This window comes from uncultured Clostridium sp. (assembly GCF_947039605.1).
Lineage (GTDB): Bacteria > Bacillota > Clostridia > Clostridiales > Clostridiaceae > Sarcina.
On record NZ_CAMQZG010000052.1, the window covers coordinates 1 to 20046 of the forward strand.

The 20046-nt window shown below is 27.5% G+C and carries 19 protein-coding genes; 13 read left to right on the forward strand and 6 right to left on the reverse strand.

The features are described from left to right. Together Q0V24_RS14550 and Q0V24_RS14555 are read left to right on the forward strand one after the other, a co-directional pair. Positions 1–908, forward strand: a 908-nt coding sequence (locus Q0V24_RS14550; protein WP_366938316.1) for an FtsX-like permease family protein, incomplete at its 5' end; no start/stop codon positions are given. Positions 909–1161: 253 nt separating this feature from the next. Beyond that, positions 1162–1611 carry a hypothetical protein gene (locus Q0V24_RS14555; protein WP_297522512.1) on the forward strand — a complete coding sequence of 150 codons (450 nt, stop codon included), beginning with the start codon at positions 1162–1164 and terminating at the stop codon, positions 1609–1611. A gap of 76 nt (positions 1612–1687) precedes the next feature. Here the strand turns inward: Q0V24_RS14555 and Q0V24_RS14560 are convergent, their stop codons facing one another. After that, entirely contained in the window at positions 1688–2053 is a 366-nt protein-coding gene (locus Q0V24_RS14560) for a CoA-binding protein (protein ID WP_297522513.1), read from the reverse strand. Between the two features lie 113 nt (positions 2054–2166). After that, positions 2167–2679: a hypothetical protein gene (locus Q0V24_RS14565; protein ID WP_297522514.1), complete on the reverse strand. Its 513-nt coding sequence runs from the start codon at positions 2677–2679 to the stop codon at positions 2167–2169. 296 nt (positions 2680–2975) lie between these two features. Between Q0V24_RS14565 and Q0V24_RS14570 the strand changes: the two genes are divergently transcribed. Continuing rightward, a complete protein-coding gene (locus Q0V24_RS14570; protein WP_297522515.1) occupies positions 2976–3680 on the forward strand; it encodes an ABC transporter ATP-binding protein in 705 nt (234 codons plus the stop codon). Beyond that, positions 3667–6219, forward strand: coding sequence for an ABC transporter permease (locus Q0V24_RS14575; protein ID WP_297522516.1), 2553 nt, complete (start codon positions 3667–3669; stop codon positions 6217–6219). Before Q0V24_RS14570 ends, Q0V24_RS14575 begins: the two co-directional genes overlap by 14 nt. Positions 6220–6261: 42 nt before the next feature. Here the strand turns inward: Q0V24_RS14575 and Q0V24_RS14580 are convergent, their stop codons facing one another. After that, a complete protein-coding gene (locus Q0V24_RS14580) occupies positions 6262–7629 on the reverse strand; it encodes an MATE family efflux transporter (RefSeq protein ID WP_297522517.1) in 1368 nt (455 codons plus the stop codon). A gap of 222 nt (positions 7630–7851) precedes the next feature. Here Q0V24_RS14580 and Q0V24_RS14585 point away from each other — a divergent pair, with 222 nt between their 5' ends. Beyond that, the gene (locus tag Q0V24_RS14585; RefSeq protein ID WP_297522518.1) at positions 7852–8865 is read left to right on the forward strand and encodes an FUSC family protein; all 1014 of its coding nucleotides are present in this window, start codon (positions 7852–7854) and stop codon (positions 8863–8865) included. Positions 8866–8920: 55 nt separating this feature from the next. Here Q0V24_RS14585 and Q0V24_RS14590 read toward each other — a convergent pair whose 3' ends face one another. Then, a complete protein-coding gene (locus Q0V24_RS14590) occupies positions 8921–10699 on the reverse strand; it encodes a hypothetical protein (RefSeq protein WP_297522519.1) in 1779 nt (592 codons plus the stop codon). A 208-nt stretch (positions 10700–10907) separates the two neighbouring features. Between Q0V24_RS14590 and Q0V24_RS14595 the strand changes: the two genes are divergently transcribed. Beyond that, positions 10908–11537 carry a TerD family protein gene (locus Q0V24_RS14595; protein ID WP_297522520.1) on the forward strand — a complete coding sequence of 210 codons (630 nt, stop codon included), beginning with the start codon at positions 10908–10910 and terminating at the stop codon, positions 11535–11537. Between the two features lie 64 nt (positions 11538–11601). Here the strand turns inward: Q0V24_RS14595 and Q0V24_RS14600 are convergent, their stop codons facing one another. Further along, positions 11602–12018, reverse strand: a complete 417-nt coding sequence (locus Q0V24_RS14600) for a hypothetical protein (protein ID WP_297522521.1) — start codon at positions 12016–12018, stop codon at positions 11602–11604. A gap of 245 nt (positions 12019–12263) precedes the next feature. Between Q0V24_RS14600 and Q0V24_RS14605 the strand changes: the two genes are divergently transcribed. The 5 genes from Q0V24_RS14605 to Q0V24_RS14625 all read left to right on the forward strand — a co-directional run bounded on the left by Q0V24_RS14605 (position 12264) and on the right by Q0V24_RS14625 (position 16686). Further along, positions 12264–12956 carry a response regulator transcription factor gene (locus Q0V24_RS14605; protein ID WP_297522522.1) on the forward strand — a complete coding sequence of 231 codons (693 nt, stop codon included), beginning with the start codon at positions 12264–12266 and terminating at the stop codon, positions 12954–12956. Positions 12957–12980: 24 nt separating this feature from the next. Then, positions 12981–14219, forward strand: a complete 1239-nt coding sequence (locus Q0V24_RS14610) for a HAMP domain-containing sensor histidine kinase (protein ID WP_297522523.1) — start codon at positions 12981–12983, stop codon at positions 14217–14219. Between the two features lie 130 nt (positions 14220–14349). Beyond that, the gene (locus Q0V24_RS14615; protein WP_297522524.1) at positions 14350–14727 is read left to right on the forward strand and encodes an SdpI family protein; all 378 of its coding nucleotides are present in this window, start codon (positions 14350–14352) and stop codon (positions 14725–14727) included. 47 nt (positions 14728–14774) lie between these two features. Beyond that, a complete protein-coding gene (locus tag Q0V24_RS14620; protein ID WP_297522525.1) occupies positions 14775–15212 on the forward strand; it encodes a hypothetical protein in 438 nt (145 codons plus the stop codon). A gap of 166 nt (positions 15213–15378) precedes the next feature. Further along, positions 15379–16686, forward strand: coding sequence for a dicarboxylate/amino acid:cation symporter (locus Q0V24_RS14625; RefSeq protein WP_297522526.1), 1308 nt, complete (start codon positions 15379–15381; stop codon positions 16684–16686). Positions 16687–16757: 71 nt separating this feature from the next. On the opposite strand, the gene Q0V24_RS14630 is transcribed toward Q0V24_RS14625, so the two are convergent. Next, positions 16758–17156 (reverse strand): YbaN family protein, encoded by a 399-nt coding sequence (locus Q0V24_RS14630; protein ID WP_297522527.1) that lies wholly within the window; start codon positions 17154–17156, stop codon positions 16758–16760. Between the two features lie 383 nt (positions 17157–17539). Here Q0V24_RS14630 and Q0V24_RS14635 point away from each other — a divergent pair, with 383 nt between their 5' ends. Further along, positions 17540–18868, forward strand: a complete 1329-nt coding sequence (locus Q0V24_RS14635; protein ID WP_297522528.1) for an NCS2 family permease — start codon at positions 17540–17542, stop codon at positions 18866–18868. Between the two features lie 32 nt (positions 18869–18900). Then, positions 18901–20046: amidohydrolase (locus Q0V24_RS14640; protein ID WP_297522529.1), on the forward strand; the 1146-nt coding region annotated here is incomplete at its 3' end.

Sequence of the window (20046 nt, forward strand, 5' to 3'; positions counted from 1 at the left end):
TAATGATAGGAACATATACACTATTTATGTCAGGGAGCATTGCAATATTAAAATTTCTAAAAAATAGAAAGAGTATATATTATAAAACCAATAACTTTATTTCTATATCGGTTATGATTTATAGAATGAAAAGAAATGCAGTAGGACTTGCTAATATATGTATTCTAAGTACAGCTGTAATAATTGCAGTATCAACAACTTTATCTCTTTATATGGGAAGTGAACAGTATTTTAATGAGGCGTATAAAGGTGATATTAATATAACTCTTAATGAGGTTAATGATAGTCAGATGAAAATCGTAAATAAACTTTTAGAAAACATAGATATAGAGAAAAATTCATTAATTGAAACACCAGAGAGTTCAAGTTTTACAGATAGTTTATCTTATAATATTAGCTTTAATCTAAATAATAAGGCTGATATTAGTATGATAAGTGAAAATTTAAAAAAGGAACTTTCAAAAAACAATCTAAAATATATTTTAAAAGAGAAAGAAGCGGATAGAAGAGATTTTGATAGTGTATATGGAGGCTTTTTATTTATAGGAATACTAATAGGAATAGTATTTTTAGCAGCAACTATACTTATAATTTATTATAAGCAAATAAGTGAAGGCTATGATGATAAGGAAAGATTTGAAATAATGAAAAAAGTTGGGCTAGATGATAATGAGATAAAAGGAATTATAAAAAAACAAGTTTCAATGGTATTTTTATCACCAGTAATAGTTGCAAGTATACATCTTTTATTTGCATATCCATCAATTGAAAAGATGTTATATATGCTAAATCTTAGAGATATTGAATTATTTAAAATTGTAATAATAGGAACGGTACTAGTATTTTTAGCAGTTTATATTTTGGTTTATCAAATAACATCAAGGGTTTATTATAAAATAGTTAAATAAAATTTAATGTGCAATGACATAATTGTGTTTTCAGCTATAATAATTTTGATGAATATAGTATTTTAGTTTATATGTAGAGTTTTAATTAATTAGAGATGTTATAATTAGTATAGTAAAAAGAATACTTATAATTTAGAACTAATAAGATTAGGATTATTTTTAATTCTAATCTTTTATTTGTTATGAGTTAGAGTATTAAATATGAAGTTAAGTGTCAATAATACTTAATATAAACGAAAGAGAGGATTTTAGAATGAAAGTTAATTTAGAAGATGTAATAGAATCAATTGAGTTTGAGAATGAGTCGTTAAATCATTATTATAATAAAAAAACAGGTATTATAATCTATGTTGAAGATAAGGAAAGTGCAGGATATAGTGCAGACGATTTTGCTAGAATAAATGATTTTGAAGATTGGGAGAAGGAACTTATAGAAGCATTATATGATTTTAGAGAAAATCCTAGTGAGTACATACAGCTTCCAACAAAGGAAGAGATGAGAGAAGAAGATATGATGATAGAGTTTCTTTTATCATTAAATGATGGAAGTGTTAAAAGAAAAGAGCTAGAGAATTTTCAGGCTAGAGATATTATAGATATCATAAAAGAAAAGGGTCAGCTTAATGAATGGTATGACTTTAGAGATGATACAGAAGAGGTCATTGCAAAAGCTTGGTGTAGAAAAAATAATATAGAATTTTAATATTAAAAGTCACCTACTAAAAATTAAAAAGTAGGTGACTTTTTACTATGTGTATATAAAAAGAATAAGAAAACTATTAGCCAAGTGATATAAGTGCACATTCTAGAACAACTGTTATATTATTTTCCTTACAGTATTCTATAATTTCGTCGCTAGAAGCACCAGGTTGTATCAAAACATATTTTATATCAAGGATTTTAGCTTCTTTTAAGTATTCAAGTCCTTTAATCGAATTTATACAAAGGTCTATAGCTTCTATTTTATATGGAACTTGTGATAAGTTTGTATATATATTATCTCCACCACGAGGATGAACACCTGATACTGTATAAGAGTGTTCTTTAAACTTTCTAAGAATTTTACTAGCATATTTACTCTCATTTAGAACATCACCTATTACAACCCAGTTTTTTAAATTTGAAATTAAGTAATTCGCATCCATAAATTTGTACTCCTTTAAAAAAATCTTTGTGTACTATTATTATAGTCTTTACCAAAGAGAAATTTACAATTCAATATAAAAAAAGAACACCCAAGTAAAAGGTGTTCTATGTATTAGTTTTGATTAGCTTTGATTGTTTGCAGAGCTAAAACTATGTTGTTATGGCAATCTCTTTCAAGGATTAAATCTTTTCTTGAAAGCATTTTTCTCCATATAAGAAGTATTAAATATCCTGAAATTGCAAAGAATGCAACGGATAAAGCTATTATTAATAAATCAAAGTTTACTATTGCAAGGTTGAATTTACTTAGAATTTCTATTGTCATACTTTGATTGAATATTGCTAGTTGTGATAAAACTAATAATATTGATGCTAAGAATACGATAATAGAAATTCCAAGTGAAAATATGTTTACTGTTGGAATATTAATTTTCTCTTTTAAAGAGATATGTTTAGCTATAAAGTAGTTTATGTTATCTGTTCCATCTCCATCTTCGCTAGGAAGTCCAGCCTTTACAAAATCTCTAACTGCTATATGGCATGTTGGGTATTCTACAAGTTTAGTTGCTGAATGCTCGCTTGTACCAAGTTTTATCATTTTTTCGGCGCTGTGTCCATTTGACATGATAAAGCCCTCCTTTAGTATTTTATTTATAGTCCAAGTTTTATGATAACAGGAATTTAGTCGGAATATTAACAAAAGATTAACAAAAATAAAAAAATGATAAATACATATAAAATTCTATTCTTTAAATAAGTTTATTCTTTAATAAAATGATTTTAATATCTAGTTTAATTTATTAATTTAGAATAGAAGCAAGATGTAATATTACAAAACTGTAATATTCGAGTGATGTTAGTTGTAATATAGAAATTTTAAGATAAATATATAGATTTTTGAAATTATGAGGGGGAAAAAATATGAATGTTTTAGAAGTTAGAAATTTAAGTAAGGTTTATGGAAAAGGTGAGAGTAGAGTAGATGCTTTAAAAAATATTAATTTTAATATAGAAAAGGGAGAATTTGTTGCGATAGTTGGAGAATCAGGTTCTGGAAAGTCAACACTATTACATCTTTTAGGAGGACTTGATAGAGCTACAAGTGGTGAGATAATAATCGAAAATGAAGATATTTTAAAACTGAAAGATGATAATCTTGCTATTTTTAGAAGAAGAAGTATAGGCTTTGTCTTTCAATTCTTTAATCTTATTCCAATATTAAATGTAGAGGAAAATATAAAAGTTCCGGTTCTTCTTGATAGTAAAAAAGTTGATGAGAGTTATTTTGAAGAGATTTTAAAGATTCTAGGGCTTGATAAAAGAAGAAAGCATATTCCAGCAGAGTTATCAGGGGGACAACAGCAAAGAGTATCTATTGCTAGAAGTCTTATAAATAAGCCAGGAATAATCCTTGCAGATGAGCCAACAGGAAATCTTGATTCAAAGACAAGTAAGGAGATTATAGAGCTTTTACAAATTACAAGTAAAAAGTATAATCAAACACTTATAGTAATAACTCATGATTTAAAGATTGCAGAAAAAGCAGATAAAGTTATTACAATTGAGGATGGAGAGATTGTTAAAATAGCATGTAAGAAAGGTGTGGTGAGCCTTGAAAACTTATAAGGATATAACAAAAAAATATTTAGTAGAGAACAAAGGGAGAACTATTCTAACTATATGTGGAATAATTTTATCAGTTGCACTTATGACATCTATAATGCTTTTTGTAAGAGGAATTCATCAAACATTTCTTGATAGAGAAATAGATAAAAGTGGTGATTACCATATTGGATTTGGAGGTCTATCAAAAGAAGATTATGATAAAATGAGTATGCATTTAGGTGTAGAACAAGTAGGTATATTAAATAATATAACAGAAGAAGGCATGGTTGAGGGTGCTAAGTATGATGTGAAGATGGTTGTAAAGGAAATGAGCAAAGATTCACAGGACCTTTTTCCGTTTGATTTAGAAAATGGAAGATTTGCAGAAAATGATAAAGAAGTAGTAATTGAAACTATGAGAGCAGATGAACTACTTAAAGATATAGGGGAGAAAATTACCATTGAAGTTGATGGAAAGAAAAATGAATATACAATAGTAGGATTAATTGATGAGCAAAATGACTATTTTAGGATAAAAGCTGGAACAGCAGTTTTATATAATGATGATTTAAGTCCAGCAAGTAGATTTACTGCTTTTAAAGCTAAAAATACAGCGATAAGAGAAACAATTGATGAGTTAGCTTCTATGACAAGTGCTGAATCAACTGAAAATAGATATTTGCTTAATTATCTTGGTGCAAGTACAGATACAAGTAGAAATTTAGCAATGGGATTTATGGCAGCTATAATAATATCTATGGTTGTGATATGCACAGTTTTAGTTATAAGAAATGCTTTTTATATAAGTATAGTTTCTAGAATGAAGGAATTTGGACTTTTAAAGGCTATAGGTGCAACATCAAAGCAACTTAAAAAGATGATTTTAAAAGAAGCTAATATTATAGCAGCAATTGCAATTCCTTTTGGACTTTTCTTTGGAACGGTTGCAATTATTGTAATAGAAAAAGTTTTAAAACATTTAAGTGGAGCTTCATATTTATCAATAGCCATACAGTTTGATTGGTGGATATATGCAATAGCAGGCGTGCTTGGGCTTGTTACAACATACTTTTCAGCACTTCTTCCAGCTAGAGAGATTAGTAAAGTTTCAGCAGTTGAGGCAATTGATAATAGAAAAAATATTAAAAAAGAAAATATAAAAAGAAAAAGATTTAGTATAGTAGAAAAATTCTGTGGAATTAGAACTATCATGGCTTATAGAAATATAAAAAGAAACAAAAAAAGATATGTAGCAACAGTTTTATCACTTAGTATTTGTATGATAATGATTATAGTTTTTGCATCTTATATGAAAACTGTCAAAAATGATATGTTAGGTTATACAGATGCAACTATGGAAACTCATGATATGTCAGTGTATGTTCATAATGAGCCTCAAGAAAAAATAAATGGATTTGTTGAAGGGCTTCAAAAGATTGAAAATGTAAAAGTTTATGAGTCAATGGGACGAGCAAATGGATTAGTAAGTGTTATAGCAAAAGATAATCAAGTGAAAACTAATGTAGTAGATGATCATTTACTTATGGAGAGATATTCAAAAAAAAGTGGTTATACTATGATGATGGATGCTGATATTCAAGCCACTAAGTTAAATGATAATACAGTGGACCTTTTAAATAAGTATATTATTGATGGGAAAATTGATAAAGAATATATGGAGAAAAACAATGGAATTATAATTGTTTCAGATAGTTTATATTATGGAAATGGTTCAGGTGATAAATATAAAGGAAGTCTTTATAAGCATAAAGTTGGAGATTCTTTATATATAAACAAAACATTAAATGAGGAGCATACAGGTGAGGGTGATGATTATATATATACTAAAGAAAATACTCTTGAGTATGAGGTAGTAGCAATAGTATCAGAACTTCCGCAAAAGTTATTTGATCAGGTAGAATTTATAGTAGATTATGATAATTTTAAGGAGGTAGCTAAAGGGGTTAATGAGGAGAGAAGAGAATCCTTTGAGTATATGCTAGGAACAGATGAACTAATTTTAGATATTGATGATAAACTTGATGATAAAGGTTATGAAAAAATTAAAGCACAGGTTGATACAATAGCAAAAGAATATAATATAAAGTTATTTAATGAAAAAGAAATGTTAGAAGAAAATGCACAGTTTATGAAACAAATAGAATTCTTAATTTATGGATTTATAACTGTAATAACACTTATAAGTTGTACTAATATCTTTAATACAATGTCAACTAATATTCTTTTTAGAAAATCAGAACTAGCAGCGCTTAGGGCTATAGGAATGAGTAAAAAAGAAATTAGAAATATGGTTTTAAAAGAAGGGCTTATGTATGGTGGAATAAGTGCTATGTATGGAGTAGGAGTCGGAGGTACTATAAATTATATGCTTCATATGCTAATGAAACAGGCAATGGGAATGGGAATGATATTTAATCCTAATTTTGAAATTATAGCTATAGTAGTTTTAATTGCAACAGTAGTTGGAGTACTATCTTCACTTTTACCACTTAGAAAACTTGATAAAGCGACAATAATAGAAGATTTAAAAGGTGAATAATTAAAAAAACTGCCTGTAAGTTATAAAACTCACAGGCAGTTTTTATGTAGTTTGCACAGTTTTTTTATTAGCTAAAGATTTTGATTTTTTAAATTCTCTAAATAATAATATTCCACTTACAATGGCTGAAAGTAGGTTTGATAATGGAAGTGTAATCCATATCCCCATAAGTCCAAGTCCTAGTGTATAAGGTAGAATATATAAGAATGGAATAAAGAAAATTACTCTTCTAAATAAAGAGAGTATAATAGCTTCTTTTGCTTTTCCAACTGCTTTGAAATAGGTAATTGATATAAAATAAAGTCCAAGCAGTGGTGAACCTAGCAAGGCAATTATAAGAACTCCCTCACCATATTGTATAAGATCATTACTATCTGTAAAAAGTGCCATAAAATATTTTGAGAATATAATCATTATAACAGTCATTACTGCTGCTAGAATAGTAGAGTAAATAATTCCCCATTTTAAAGTTCCCATAACTCTTTCTTGATTTTTTGCACCGGTATTAAATCCTATAAGTGGCTGAGTTCCTCTTGAGAATCCAGCTACAAGTCTTTGGATAAATGATGTTAGTTTAAAGACTATTCCATAGACAGCTATAACATAATTTCCACCAAGGGCATATAAATCTCTATTAAGGAGCATTATAGCCATACTTCCTGTAAATTCATTTATAAATGTTGAAATTCCAATTGGAAGTGATTCTCTCATAATTTTTAGATTGTATTTTATGTATTCTAATTTAATTTTAATTGGTGATTTATATTTAAAATAATATGCTATGTATACAAAGTTTATAAATTTTGATAAAACAGTCGCAAGTGCTGCCCCCATAACGCCATATCCAAGAATTACAATAAATAATATGTCAAAAACTATATTAGCAACAACACTTATTAAAGTACCTCTCATATAAAATTTAGTATCTCCTAGTGATCTTATTGCACTTGTAGCAGCAACGCATGAGGGATAAAATAAAGTTCCTATAAACATTATTCTTCCATATGAGCTTGCGTAGGCTAAAACATCTCCCTGTGCTCCAAATATATGTACAATAAATGGTGCAAATATAACGCCTATAATAGATACTAGAATACTTACGGTAGCAGTTATACATACAAGTGTACCAAGTGATTTAGTAGCAGATAATTCATCTTTTCTACCAAGCATTCTTGATATTAATGAACCTATCCCAGATGCAAAAAGTGCTGATATTGCAACTATTAGCATTTGGACTGGTAAATAAATTGATATTGCAGCTATTCCAACAACACCAACATATCTACCTATAAATATAGTATTTATTATGCTATATATTACGGAAGATAAGGTTGATATTGCAGATGGTGTACTAATTTTTAATACTGATTTTGAAATTTTTTCTTTTGATAAAAGATATTCTCTACTCATTTTGTCCCTCCAAATATTTTTAGATATTTTTTTAGTATAACAAATTAGTTTTACAACTAAGTGTCTAATAAGCTAGGTGAGTTATGGTATATAAAGATTAATATAGAAATTAAAAGCTAATTAAAAATGATTATCTATTGAAAAAAGACTGAGAATATATTATAGTATACTTAATGGATAATAATTATTAAATAAATATAATTATTGAAAAGAGAGGGAGATATGATTAAAAATAATAAAAATAATATTATAAGATTTATTTTAGCATTCTCGATAGTTGCTATATTTATATATGTATCAAGTGTACTATTTGGAAATGGTGGAAGAAGTTTTGTTATGATGGGTATGATGACTTTATTTCTAATATTTATGATGGATAATAAAAAAGGAATGTATAAAAATATATTAAAGATGCTTGGACTTATTATTCCATCTATAATTTTAGGGTATATAGGGAATTTTAATATATATTTAGAATTTTGTATAAATTTAGTATGGATAAGTATTCTTATTTACTCAAGTATTAAGTATTTAAAGCTACAGATGTATCTACCACTTTTATTTATATATATTATTTCATTTACTTTTAATGATAATATAAGCAGGGTGATTCCAAGTTATATAGGTATTACAGTAGCAATAGCAATTGCATGTGGTATTAAAGCTATTAGTGAAAATATTAGCAACAAAAGAAATAGTATAAGAACTATAGATGATTTTATTAAAGGATTTAAAATCGAAGATGATAGTAGTTCAAATAAAGAGAAATTAGTATTTTCAGTAAAGATAGCAATATTAGTTTCAGTTATATCATTTATAATTCATTTATTTAATTTACCATATGGAGATTGGATATTATTTGGGGTAATAGCAATGTTTTATCCATACATAGGTTTAAATAAAGGGATAGATAAAGATATTATAATTGGAAGTTTAATGGGTGTAGTAAGACTTTTAATAATTGTCACAATAGTACCATTATATCCAGTTAGAATGGGGATTATGGGAATGGGATTCTATTATTTCCTAAGTTCTAAAAAGCCAAGAGTTAGAGCTATGGGCGGGATAATGTTTGCACTTAGTATGACAGAGATAGGAAAGTATTTTGGTGATATAAATTTATATGTATTAAGTCAAAGAATAATTTTTGCAGTTATTGCAATAGTAGTATCAATAATTATTAGTAAGAGTATTGAATCTTATATTAGTAGAAAAGTTTTAAAAGAAGCATTTTAGAAGAGAAAAAAAGGATATTTCAAATTTTTAAATTTGAAATATCCTTTTTGTTTAATTAAAAATTAGAATGATCATTATCAGAATTTGAATTCTTAAATACAGGACCTTTATTAAATACATAGTTATTAATGACAAGTTGTCCTTTAGTATTTAAAAATAGGTGTAAATAAGCTAAGTTAAGACCTGATGGATCTGAGATCATTATACTATCAAATAGTTTTCTAAGTAATACAGAGTTACCATCACCATTTGCTGATGGAATGGTTATCTTATTATTTTCAATATAGGCATTATTATATTGTATAGATGCCTGTGTAGTACCTACAGTAAATGTTACATCATTTGCAAACGTAGGATTATTATAATCAAATGGACTCTTTTGGAAGTGAACCTGTAAAGAGTCAAAAGGTCCTGTACTTTTATCAAGTACCCAAATGTTTTTACTAAGTTCTTTTAAAAGTGGTTGATTAGAACTTAATGATACGTTAACAGGAGAACCATAAGGATTAAATAAATTAATTTCTTTATATAAATTCAAATCAGAAACCATGATTTTAAGGTCCCCATTTTGATTGCAAGAATAAATTTTATTATTAGCAAGGATAATTAGGTCATTGCCAGATACATGAATATTTTGAATATCTGTAAGGTTAATTTTTTTATCAGAAATATATAAAATTTTATTCTTATCAAAGTATGCAATGTTATTACCTAGCTTAAATAAATGAGTAGTAGGCATTATAGAACTTGATACTAAAGTAGATTTAGAGTCTGACAAAGAAACTTTATATAGGTTTGATTTATCAGTATAGTATAAGTAGTTATTAGTTATAACACTATCTGAGGCATATATAGTAAGTGGTTTAAGTGTATTTACATCTAAAGTATTAGCATTAATAATTTTTAAATCTGTTGTTTTAAAATCATCACTAGCAGTAGAAATAAGTATTCTATCAGAATTTGGAATACTATGTATATTAGTTTTTGATGATGATAGTTTTAAATCTGAAATAGATTCATCACTTAATAAATATACGGCTGAACTATTTTCTTTGTAACCAGTAATTTTTAAAACTACTGAATTATCTTTTACAACAGATTGTTCGATAGATGTCCCTGTAATATCTAATTTTTTCTTTTCTTTAGTTTTAAGATTTATTCTAAATAATGAACCATTATCCATTTGAACAGCATATATAGAGTTCTGTCCACAAGGTATAAGCATATTAGTGTTATCAGTATTATAAATAACAGCACCATTTAGAGCTATTTTATAATTGCTTTTTTCTTCATCTGTGAACTCATAGTAGTTACCTTCAATCTCTCCATCTTTATAATTATTAGATAAATTAAAATCTTGTTTTGTTTTTACATTAACACAATCAAGGCTTGTACTTGATAAAGTAGGTTTATAAGTATAGTAAACCCAATCACCAATAATAGCATATGAAGTGATATCTGATAAAAAGCTAGTTAGTTTTTCAGTTTTTCCATTTACAGGTGTAAAAAGTAACTGTTGATATTGTGTTAAGCCATCGGTAAAATCTTTTTGTGAGATAAAGCCATTTATATCACTTGAATAAATACTTGAAACTATATCTTTTCCGATATAAGTTTTTATACCATCAGAGTTTATAATATTTGTATCAGTAATAGTAACATTATTGCGTGATTCACCCATATCTTTGCTTGGGCTTATTCCAATAACTCCGTTGTATTGGAAGTTAGTTTGTATGTATGGTTTCTTTTGAGGTTTTGAAGCAAAAAGATAGATAGAAATTGCTATAATAATTGCTAGTAACCATATAAGTATAAATAATATTTTTTTCTTCATTAGTATCTCCTTTAAATTATTATATGAATATTATATAACTAAAGTATGACAAATATATGTTTAGGGAAGTATATATAAATAGGTTAGAACTAATTAGAAGTATTAATTCTTCTTAAAAAGGCGTATATTAGAGTTATAGTAATAAAAAAGCTTTAGTGTTAAAATTAAGTATATTCTTAAATAAAAAGAAGTGAAAAGGAGAACAGATATGGGAATTAATTTAGGCGGTGGATTTAATCCAATGCAAGGACAACAAATGCAACAACCACAAATGGGTGGAATATTAAATATGCAAAAAAATGATATAATCGATTTAACTAAGAGAGAGCCAGGTCTTACAAAGGTTTTACTTGGTGCAGGATGGGATGTTTCAAATGGTGGAAGCTCATTTGATTTAGATATATCAGCATTATTATTAAATGCAAATGGGAAGTTACAAAATGGTGGAAGTGATGTTATATTCTTTAACAATAAAGTTGGTCAAGGTATTCAACTTGGTGGAGATAACAGAACAGGAGCTGGCGCAGGGGATGATGAAGAGATAAGAATTAACTTAACTCAAATTAGATCTGATGTTGCAAAGATAGTCTTTATAATAGATATTCATGAAGCAATGCAAAAAAGACAAACATTTGGAATGGTTAATCATTCATACATTAGATTGACTAATGAAGAGAATGGTACAGAGCTATGTAGATTTATTCTTAAAGAAGATGCATCAACAGCTACAACAATGATATTTGCAGAGTTAGTTAAAATAGGTACTGATTGGAACTTTAAAGCTATTGGAGAGGGTAAAATAGCAGATTTAAATAATGTTCTTTCAATATTTATTTAAGACTTAAGTAAAATGGGAACTATCAAAAATTTATTTGATAGTTCCCATTTTTTTATATAATTTATTAATTCATTCCAGCCATAATTCCTATATAAAAAGTTATTAAATATAAAATTATGCAAATAAGCCAAAGTATAAAGCTAAATGTATTAAATCCTTTTCCAAGGCTTGTACGACTATTTGAAAGTTTTCTTTTCATTATAGTTACTATTATTGCATGAATAATAAGAATTATAACAGCAAGATAACCAAGTCCTGTATGTATATTCATCATTTTATATGAAACATCTGCATAACTTATTTTTGATGATATTCCGCTCATGTAGAATAATCCAATAATAGTAAGCAATACAGCACTATGGAATAAAATAACATGTTTTTTAGTGAATGATTTATCTTTTATTCCTGTAAAAGTTCCAATTGTATAAAGAACAATTGCAAGTGACATTATTAAAATAAGTGGGATAACTATAGGATTCATTTTTAATACCGCCTTTATTAATATTTTCTCTTTAGTAATAATTATTATTATAACATAAGAAAAGATATAATTCTATGGAAAAGTTAGTTAGCTAACAAAATATAAAATGGGTAAATATACAATTTAGATGTATGGTATTTATAAATTTTGTTAATTTAATTTGTTTTAAAAGAAAGAAAAAGAAATATTTGGTATCATTATAATAAAAGAAATTATTGAATTTATGATTTTATGGGGGATTAGAAATGAGTAAAGTTTTATTATTAGAAGATGATGATGCACTTGCAATGGCTATAGAGTTTAATTTAGAAGAAGAGGGATTTGATGTAGATAGAGTTGCGACAATAAAAGAAGCTAAAGCAAAATTTAGTGATGAGTATAATTTAATATTATTAGATGTAATGCTACCAGATGGCAGTGGATATGAAGTATGTAAAGAAATTAGGAAAAAGAGTGAAGTTCCAATAATATTTTTAACAGCTTGTGATGATGAGGTCAATATTGTTTTAGGGCTTGAGATAGGTGCAGATGACTATATAACAAAACCTTTTAGAGCAAAAGAACTTATAACAAGAATGAAGGTAAATATGAGAAGATGGAAAAAGGATATAGAGTTTAATGGTCTTTTAAAAAGTGGAGAGATAGAGGTAAATGTAAAACTTAGTGAAGTAAGTTTAAATAAGGAATTTTTAGCTTTAAGTTCGCAGGAATATAAGTTACTTTTAATATTTATAAATAATCCACTTAATGTATTGAGTAAGGAACAAATATTAGACAAGTTATATGAGTTTGATGCCTCGCTTATAGATGATAAAACACTTGCCGTATATATAAGAAGGCTTAGAGAGAAAATTGAAATTGATAGTGCAAATCCAGCTTATATAGTTACTAAAAGAGGATTAGGTTATGTCTGGAGTGAGAGTGTTATAAATAGATAATTTGTTATATGGGGGATTAAAAAATTGGAGTATTTAGATAATTATGAGTTAAAGAAATCAAATAAGATTTTAATAGTAGCTATCATATTTTTTGTATTAATAATGAATATAATATTTATGAGTAATAATAAGATGGTTAGAAATGCATATATTGAAGGTCAGCAAAAAGTTGTAGGCTCACTTTTAGCAGAAATGCCGAGTATGGAGAGTGAGATTGTTAAATCTGTTATAGGTAAGAGTAGTCAAGAGAAAATAACGCAAGGTAAGGTAATTTTAGATAAGTATAAATATGATGAAAATATAAATGCAAGAATTTTTAATGAGACAATAAGTCTAAAAAATGGTATAGTTTCATTTAATTTGATATTAATATTATTAGGAGTTTTAATATTATTTTTAAACTATAGAAGTCACGTGAGGATTTATAAAAAACTTATGAAGGTTGAAAAATGGGTAAGTGCTTTAATTGATAAAAAAACAGATTTTAGAATATCTGAAATAGATGATGGAGAAATTTCAAGATTGTTTATGTCGTTTAATAAGGTAAATACTATAATCTCTGAAAGTCTTGATAATGTAAAAAGGGAGAAGCAATTTTTAATAAACTTATTATCAGATATATCACATCAACTTAAAACACCTCTTAGTTCAATGATACTTAATAATGAAATACTTTTAAATAAAGACTTAGAAAGAAAAAAAGAACTTATATTCTTAGAGAGTAATGAGAAACAACTAATTAGGATGAAGGGTCTTATAGACAATCTTTTAAAACTTGCAAAACTTGATGCAGGTGCAATAAAATTTAAGAATGAAAAAAAATCATTGAAGAAAACAACTTTAAATGCATTAGAGAGTCTTAGTGAAATATCAAAAAAGCATGGTGTGGAAATAGTATTTAAAAGTGATAATGTATCAGAAAATATTATTATGCATGATAGCTTTTGGATACAGGAGGCGGTTGGAAATATAGTCAAGAATTGCATAGAACATTCTAATAGAGGTGAAGAAGTAGTTATATATATTAAAGAAGAAACTATATTTACAAGAATAATAGTAACGGATAGAGGTGAAGGGATTTATGAGGATGAACTTCCTTATATTTTCGATAGATTTTTTAAAAGTAGTAGAAGTAAGAAAAAAGACAGTGCAGGAATAGGACTTAATCTTGCAAAAACAATAGTTAATTCACAAAATGGTGATATAAATGTTAAAAGTGAACTAAGAGGGGGGAGTGAGTTTGAAATATCATTTCTAAAATAGATTAATGATTGTAAATAAGGAATGGCTATATCAAACTTAATTTTGATATAGCCATTATAGTTTATCCTACTAAATAAAAGTTATTGATTGTTAGGATAAGAGATAGTAATATAATGATGAGGTGTTTAGCATGATAGGATTAAATCTTATATTAGCAATTCCAATAATATTTGTTATTATTGGAGTTTTATATATTTTTATAGTGGCAAAAAATAAAAAATATCCTATAGGATATAAAAACAGAAATGCTAGAAGAAGTCCTGAAAATTGGGAATATACACAAAAATTAATTGGCAAAATCTATTTATTATTTGGAATTGTAGGGGTTATTTTGAATATAATATTTATTTTATTAGAAAAACTTGATTTTATAGATTTTAGTAAGAGGTCGCAATTACATAATGTTTTGAAATTTGGACCAAGTTTGCTTGTAATAGCAGGAATATTAATTTCAATTGCCTTGGTGCAAAATAAATTGACTTCTTTTTATAGTAGATCTAATTCGTAGCTTTGGGTTATATGTGCTATAATAACAAGACTATAAAGTTGAAAGGAATGAGTAGAATGGCAAAGTTTGTTGTAACAGCGTTAAATAAATCTGGAAAGCTTGAGATAGTAAATTCTTTTTCAAGTGAGAAGAAAGCAGAAAAAGAAGTAGAAATACTTGCAGAAAAAGATTTTAATAAAGTTTTTTCAGTTGAAATGGTAGAAGATGAGGCTGATATAAATATAGATAAAAGACCAACTCTTGTAGAAATTAATAAAGAGTGTGCTAAAAATATTGAAAAAGAAATTAGAGCAGGACTAAAGGTAGAAGATATTATATTTGCACATAACCTTAATGATCATATAATTCTTATAGACTTAAAAGAGAAAGTTAGTAAAGAAAGTAGAATAAATGATATAAATGATTTCTTAGACTTAACAGTTGAAAAAAATCTTGTAAAATATAATGTTGCTGAGGATATAGATACACTATTATTCTTAGATTAGTATTAAAAGCCATGATATGCAAATATCATGGCTTTTTTTATTTTTACGAATAATGCATAAAAATAAATTATTATATGAAAATATAGAAAAATATAGTATAATAATGGAAAAGATTCAATTTTAATACATAAAATGGAATAGATATAATTAGTGTTGGGGTTGGAAAATGATAATAAAAGGGGGCATTATTATTAAAAAGAAATTTAATCTAAAATTGTATCATAAAATATTTATAGGGCTTATAACAGGATGTATTTTAGGTGCTATCTTAAGCGCTATTGGGGGAACAGAAGTTGGTGTTATAAATCAAATAGCTATTTTTTCAGAGTTTTTAGGAAATATTTTCATAAGACTTATTAGGATGAGTGTAGTACCTATAGTATTTTTCTCTATTAGTACAGCTGTTATTAATCTTAAGGATATCAAAAAACTTAGAAGTATTGGTATTAAAACTATGGTTATGTTTACACTTACAACAGCGTGTTCTATATCAATAGGAATTATGATGGCATATATTATAAAGCCAGGGCAAGGTGTTGATATAACAGGTCTTAGTTCTAATGTCGAAGTACAAGAGATGCCGGGTATTTATGAAACACTTCTTGATATGATTCCACTTAATATTTTTGAATCACTTACAAATGGTTCTATGCTTCAAATAATAGTTTTTGCATTATTTGTTGGTGCAGCAGTTATGCTCCTTGGTGAAAAGGGTAAAAATGTTGCAGAGGGTCTAGAGCTTGGAAATGATGTTGTTTTTAAAATTGTTGATATTGTAATTTTATATACACCTATAGGGGTATTTGGTCTTATGACTAATGTTATGATAACTTATGGAACATCAATTCTTGGAAATATATTTAAATTTTTACTTACAGATTATTTAGCAGCAGGTACACATATAGCTGTTGTTTATACATTAATACTTATATTTGTTGCAAAGGTGAATCCTATAAAGTTCTTTAAAAAGGCTTTTGAATCATGGCTTATTGCATTTAGTACATGTACATCTATGGCAGCACTTCCTGTATCAATGAAAATTGCAAAAAATAAAATAGGTATTCCAGATGAAACATCAAGCTTTGTACTGCCACTAGGTGCTACTGCAAATATGGATGGTACAGCAATTTTTCTTGGAACTTTAGTTATTTTTGCATCACAGGTTGCAGGGGTAGAACTTGGATTTGGACAACTTGCATCAATAGTTTTACAAGCAACACTTTTATCTATAGGGTGTGCAGCAGTTCCACAAGTTGGACTTTTAATAGGTATATCAATGATTACAAGTATGGGACTTCCTGTAGAGGTTGTTGGGCTTGTGACAGGAATATATAGAATTATAGACCAAGCAAATACATCTACAAATGTTCTTGGAGATTTAGTTGTAGCAACATCAGTTTCAGCTACAGAAGGTACTTTAGATAGGGATATTTTTGATAGAGTAGAGGAAGAAGAACTAGAAAATGTAGTTTAATATTTTTTGAAAAAAGAGACAACCTATGCCATTTTACAAGTTGGCAAGGTTGTCTCTTTGCATATAAATAGTTAGTCTTTTATTTTTTTTGAATTTGGAACTTCAAGAGTTTTTATTTTAAAGAAGAAGTACCAATATTTAAAAATAATTATTCCAGTCAAAAAGATATTCATATATATATTTCTAACTATAATCATAGAAGTTATTATAAAAATATCAGCAACAATAATTATGGAAATTTTTCTTTTTAGTGTGATACCTTTCTTATTAACAAAATCCTCTACATATTTTTTATAAAAGTTAGTTTTTATAAACCAATTATTAAATTTTTCAGAGCTTTTTAAAAAGCAAATATAGCTAAGGATGAAAAAAGGTGTTGTAGGTAGTACAGGGAATATAATTCCAATAGTTCCAAGGACAAGGCTTATAAAACCAATACCTAGAAGAAAAATTTTGAAAAGTTTATTCATTAAAATACCTCCGGTATATGTATTATATTATATATTATTAGTATTCTATGTAGGTTTATACAAAAGTGTTATTAAAGTAAAATTAGTTTTACTATGTAATATTTTTGTGATAACTTTAAAATACAATTAAACCATAAAATAGAAATTTTAAGGGGTGAAGCTATTGAAAAAGAAATTAATATTAGTTTTAGTTTCAAGTTTAATGGGAATTAGTACTTTAGGGTGCTCTAATATAAAGAGTGAGATAGTAGTAAAAGATATAAAAATGAATAAATAGTAAAAAAAACAAATAATGTAAAATTATATTGAATTTGGAATGATATTTACGTATAATATAATTAAAATAACTTTTAATATTCGTATTTTATTTTAAGGGGGACATTATGATACATAAAGAAGAAAATAAAAACAAGTATTTAAAATTTTTAGATAAAAAATTTAAGTATACAGAAAGAGGTTCAAATTTAAAAACTGAAATAATAGGTGGAATAACAACATTTTTAACAATGGCATATATAGTATTTGTTAACCCAGCTATACTTTCAGATGCAGGAATGGATAAGGGCGCACTTATTACGGTTACAATACTTGCAACTGCTATAGGAACTATGATATTTGCATTTTTAGGAAATGCACCATTTGCACTTGCTCCAGGAATGGGACTAAATGCATTCTTTACATATTCGCTTGTGATAGGAGAAGGTATACATTGGACACAGGGGCTTGGAGTAGTATTTATTTCAGGAATAGTCTTTTTAATACTTGCACTTACAGGGGCTAGAGAATATATTGCAAAAGCAATTCCAAAAGAACTTAGTATTGCATCAGCAGCTGGGATTGGCTTGTTTCTGACTTTTGTAGGTCTTAAAGGGATGGGAGTTATAGTTTCAAATCCAGATACTTTAGTAGCACTTGCAGATTTTACACCAACAGTTTTAATATCACTTTTAGGGCTTTTGCTTATGATTGCATTTGAGGTTAAAAAAATAAAAGGTGGAATTTTAATAAGTATAGTTATAACTACAATAATTTCAATTTGCATGGGATTTGTAGAATTACCTTCAGCAATAATTTCTATGCCACCAAGTATCGCACCAATAGCTTTTAAACTTGATATAATTGGAGCTTTAAAAATTTCACTTATAGGACCAATTTTCTCATTTATGTTTATTGATATGTTTGATTCTTTAGCATTTTTAATTGGATGCTGTAAGCAGATGAAGTTAGAGGATAAAGATGGTAATATACCAGGTCTTTCAAAAATGTTATATGCAGATGTTATATCAACTTTATTTGGAAGGTTGCTTGGGACAAGTACGGTTACAACTTTTGGAGAATCAGCAGCAGGGATTGCAGCCGGGGCTAGAACAGGCCTTGCCTCAGTTATAACATCACTATTATTTATAGTGACATTACTATTTACACCACTTCTTGCAATAGTACCATCTTATGGGGCTTCACCAGCACTTGTGATGGTTGGAGTATTTATGTTTGCAAGTATTAAAGGTCTTGATTTTACTGATAGCAAGTGTGCTATACCAGCATTTATAACAGTTATTTTAATGCCACTTACTTATAGCATTAGTATTGGATTATGTTTTGAGTTTATTTCATATATAATAATGCATGTTATATCAGGTGAAACTTCAAAAATAAGTTTTACACTTTGGATAATAGGGCTTTTATCAGTTATAAATTTAGTTCTTAGTTAATAAATTTTGATTTTAAGGAGATGTAATAAAATATGAAACAATTATATATTAAAAATGCTTATATACTAACTATGGATAAAGAAAAAAACATTTATGAGAATGGAAGTATTCTTATAGAAGATAATATAATTAAAAAAATTGGAATTATAAATCAAGATGAGATAAATGATAATGCAGAAGTTTATGATGCAAAAGGAAAAATTCTTATGCCGGGGTTTGTAAATACACATGTGCATTTATCACAACAACTTGGTAGAGGGATAGCTGATGATGTCAGTCTTTTAACATGGCTTCGTGATAGAGTTTGGCCTTATGAGAGCAGTTTTGACTATGAAGATTCATTAATTTCATCAACTGCTTGCTGTGTAGAGATGATAAAAAGTGGAGTTACAACATTTTTAGAATCTGGTGGACAATATGTAGATGCTATGGTAGAGGCAGTTGATAAGATAGGAATGAGGGCTTGCCTTGCTAAATCAGTTATGGATACAGGGATAGGACTTCCAAGTGCTTGGGACAAAACTTGTGAAGAAGAATTAAATGCTCAAATTGAGCTTTTTGAAAAATTTAATAATACATCAAATGAAAGAATAAAAATATGGTTTGGACTTAGAACTATATTTAATAATTCAGATGAAATTATTGTAAAGACAAAGGAACTTGCAGATAAGTATAATACAGGAATTCATATGCATATAGCAGAAATTGCAGATGAAATTGATTTTGCTAAAACTAGAAATGGTTTATCAACAGTAGAGCATTTAAATCATCTAGGAGTTCTTTCACCTAATTTACTAGCAGTTCATACTGTTTGGTTAACAAGTAAAGAGATAGATTTATTTAGATTAAATGATGTTAAAGTGTCACATAATCCAGCAGCAGCTATGAAAGTAGTTCTTGGTTTTGCAGGAATTCCAGAGATGATAGAAAAAGGAATACCAGTATCAATAGGGACTGATGGGGCACCATCTAATAATAGAATGGATATGATGAGAGATATGTATCTTACATCACTTATTCACAAGGGAAGAACACTAGACCCACAAGTGCTCCCAGCTTATAAAATATTAGAGATGGCAACAATGAATGGCGCAAAATGTGCTCTTATGGAAGATAAAATAGGAAGCCTTGAAGTTGAAAAAAAAGCTGATATGATACTTTTAAATCCAAGAAATATA

What these genes read in the sequence shown, in the direction of transcription:
- Q0V24_RS14595 (WP_297522520.1), top strand. Translation starts at nt 10,908, where the DNA reads ATGGGAATTAATTTAGGCGGTGGATTTAATCCAATGCAAGGACAACAA.
- Q0V24_RS14620 (WP_297522525.1), top strand. Translation starts at nt 14,775, where the DNA reads ATGAGTAGAATGGCAAAGTTTGTTGTAACAGCGTTAAATAAATCTGGA.
- Q0V24_RS14630 (WP_297522527.1), bottom strand. Translation starts at nt 17,156, where the DNA reads ATGAATAAACTTTTCAAAATTTTTCTTCTAGGTATTGGTTTTATAAGC.
- Q0V24_RS14555 (WP_297522512.1), top strand. Translation starts at nt 1,162, where the DNA reads ATGAAAGTTAATTTAGAAGATGTAATAGAATCAATTGAGTTTGAGAAT.
- Q0V24_RS14625 (WP_297522526.1), top strand. Translation starts at nt 15,379, where the DNA reads ATGATAATAAAAGGGGGCATTATTATTAAAAAGAAATTTAATCTAAAA.
- Q0V24_RS14585 (WP_297522518.1), top strand. Translation starts at nt 7,852, where the DNA reads ATGATTAAAAATAATAAAAATAATATTATAAGATTTATTTTAGCATTC.
- Q0V24_RS14590 (WP_297522519.1), bottom strand. Translation starts at nt 10,699, where the DNA reads ATGAAGAAAAAAATATTATTTATACTTATATGGTTACTAGCAATTATT.
- Q0V24_RS14635 (WP_297522528.1), top strand. Translation starts at nt 17,540, where the DNA reads ATGATACATAAAGAAGAAAATAAAAACAAGTATTTAAAATTTTTAGAT.
- Q0V24_RS14565 (WP_297522514.1), bottom strand. Translation starts at nt 2,679, where the DNA reads ATGTCAAATGGACACAGCGCCGAAAAAATGATAAAACTTGGTACAAGC.
- Q0V24_RS14560 (WP_297522513.1), bottom strand. Translation starts at nt 2,053, where the DNA reads ATGGATGCGAATTACTTAATTTCAAATTTAAAAAACTGGGTTGTAATA.
- Q0V24_RS14570 (WP_297522515.1), top strand. Translation starts at nt 2,976, where the DNA reads ATGAATGTTTTAGAAGTTAGAAATTTAAGTAAGGTTTATGGAAAAGGT.
- Q0V24_RS14615 (WP_297522524.1), top strand. Translation starts at nt 14,350, where the DNA reads ATGATAGGATTAAATCTTATATTAGCAATTCCAATAATATTTGTTATT.
- Q0V24_RS14600 (WP_297522521.1), bottom strand. Translation starts at nt 12,018, where the DNA reads ATGAATCCTATAGTTATCCCACTTATTTTAATAATGTCACTTGCAATT.
- Q0V24_RS14605 (WP_297522522.1), top strand. Translation starts at nt 12,264, where the DNA reads ATGAGTAAAGTTTTATTATTAGAAGATGATGATGCACTTGCAATGGCT.
- Q0V24_RS14580 (WP_297522517.1), bottom strand. Translation starts at nt 7,629, where the DNA reads ATGAGTAGAGAATATCTTTTATCAAAAGAAAAAATTTCAAAATCAGTA.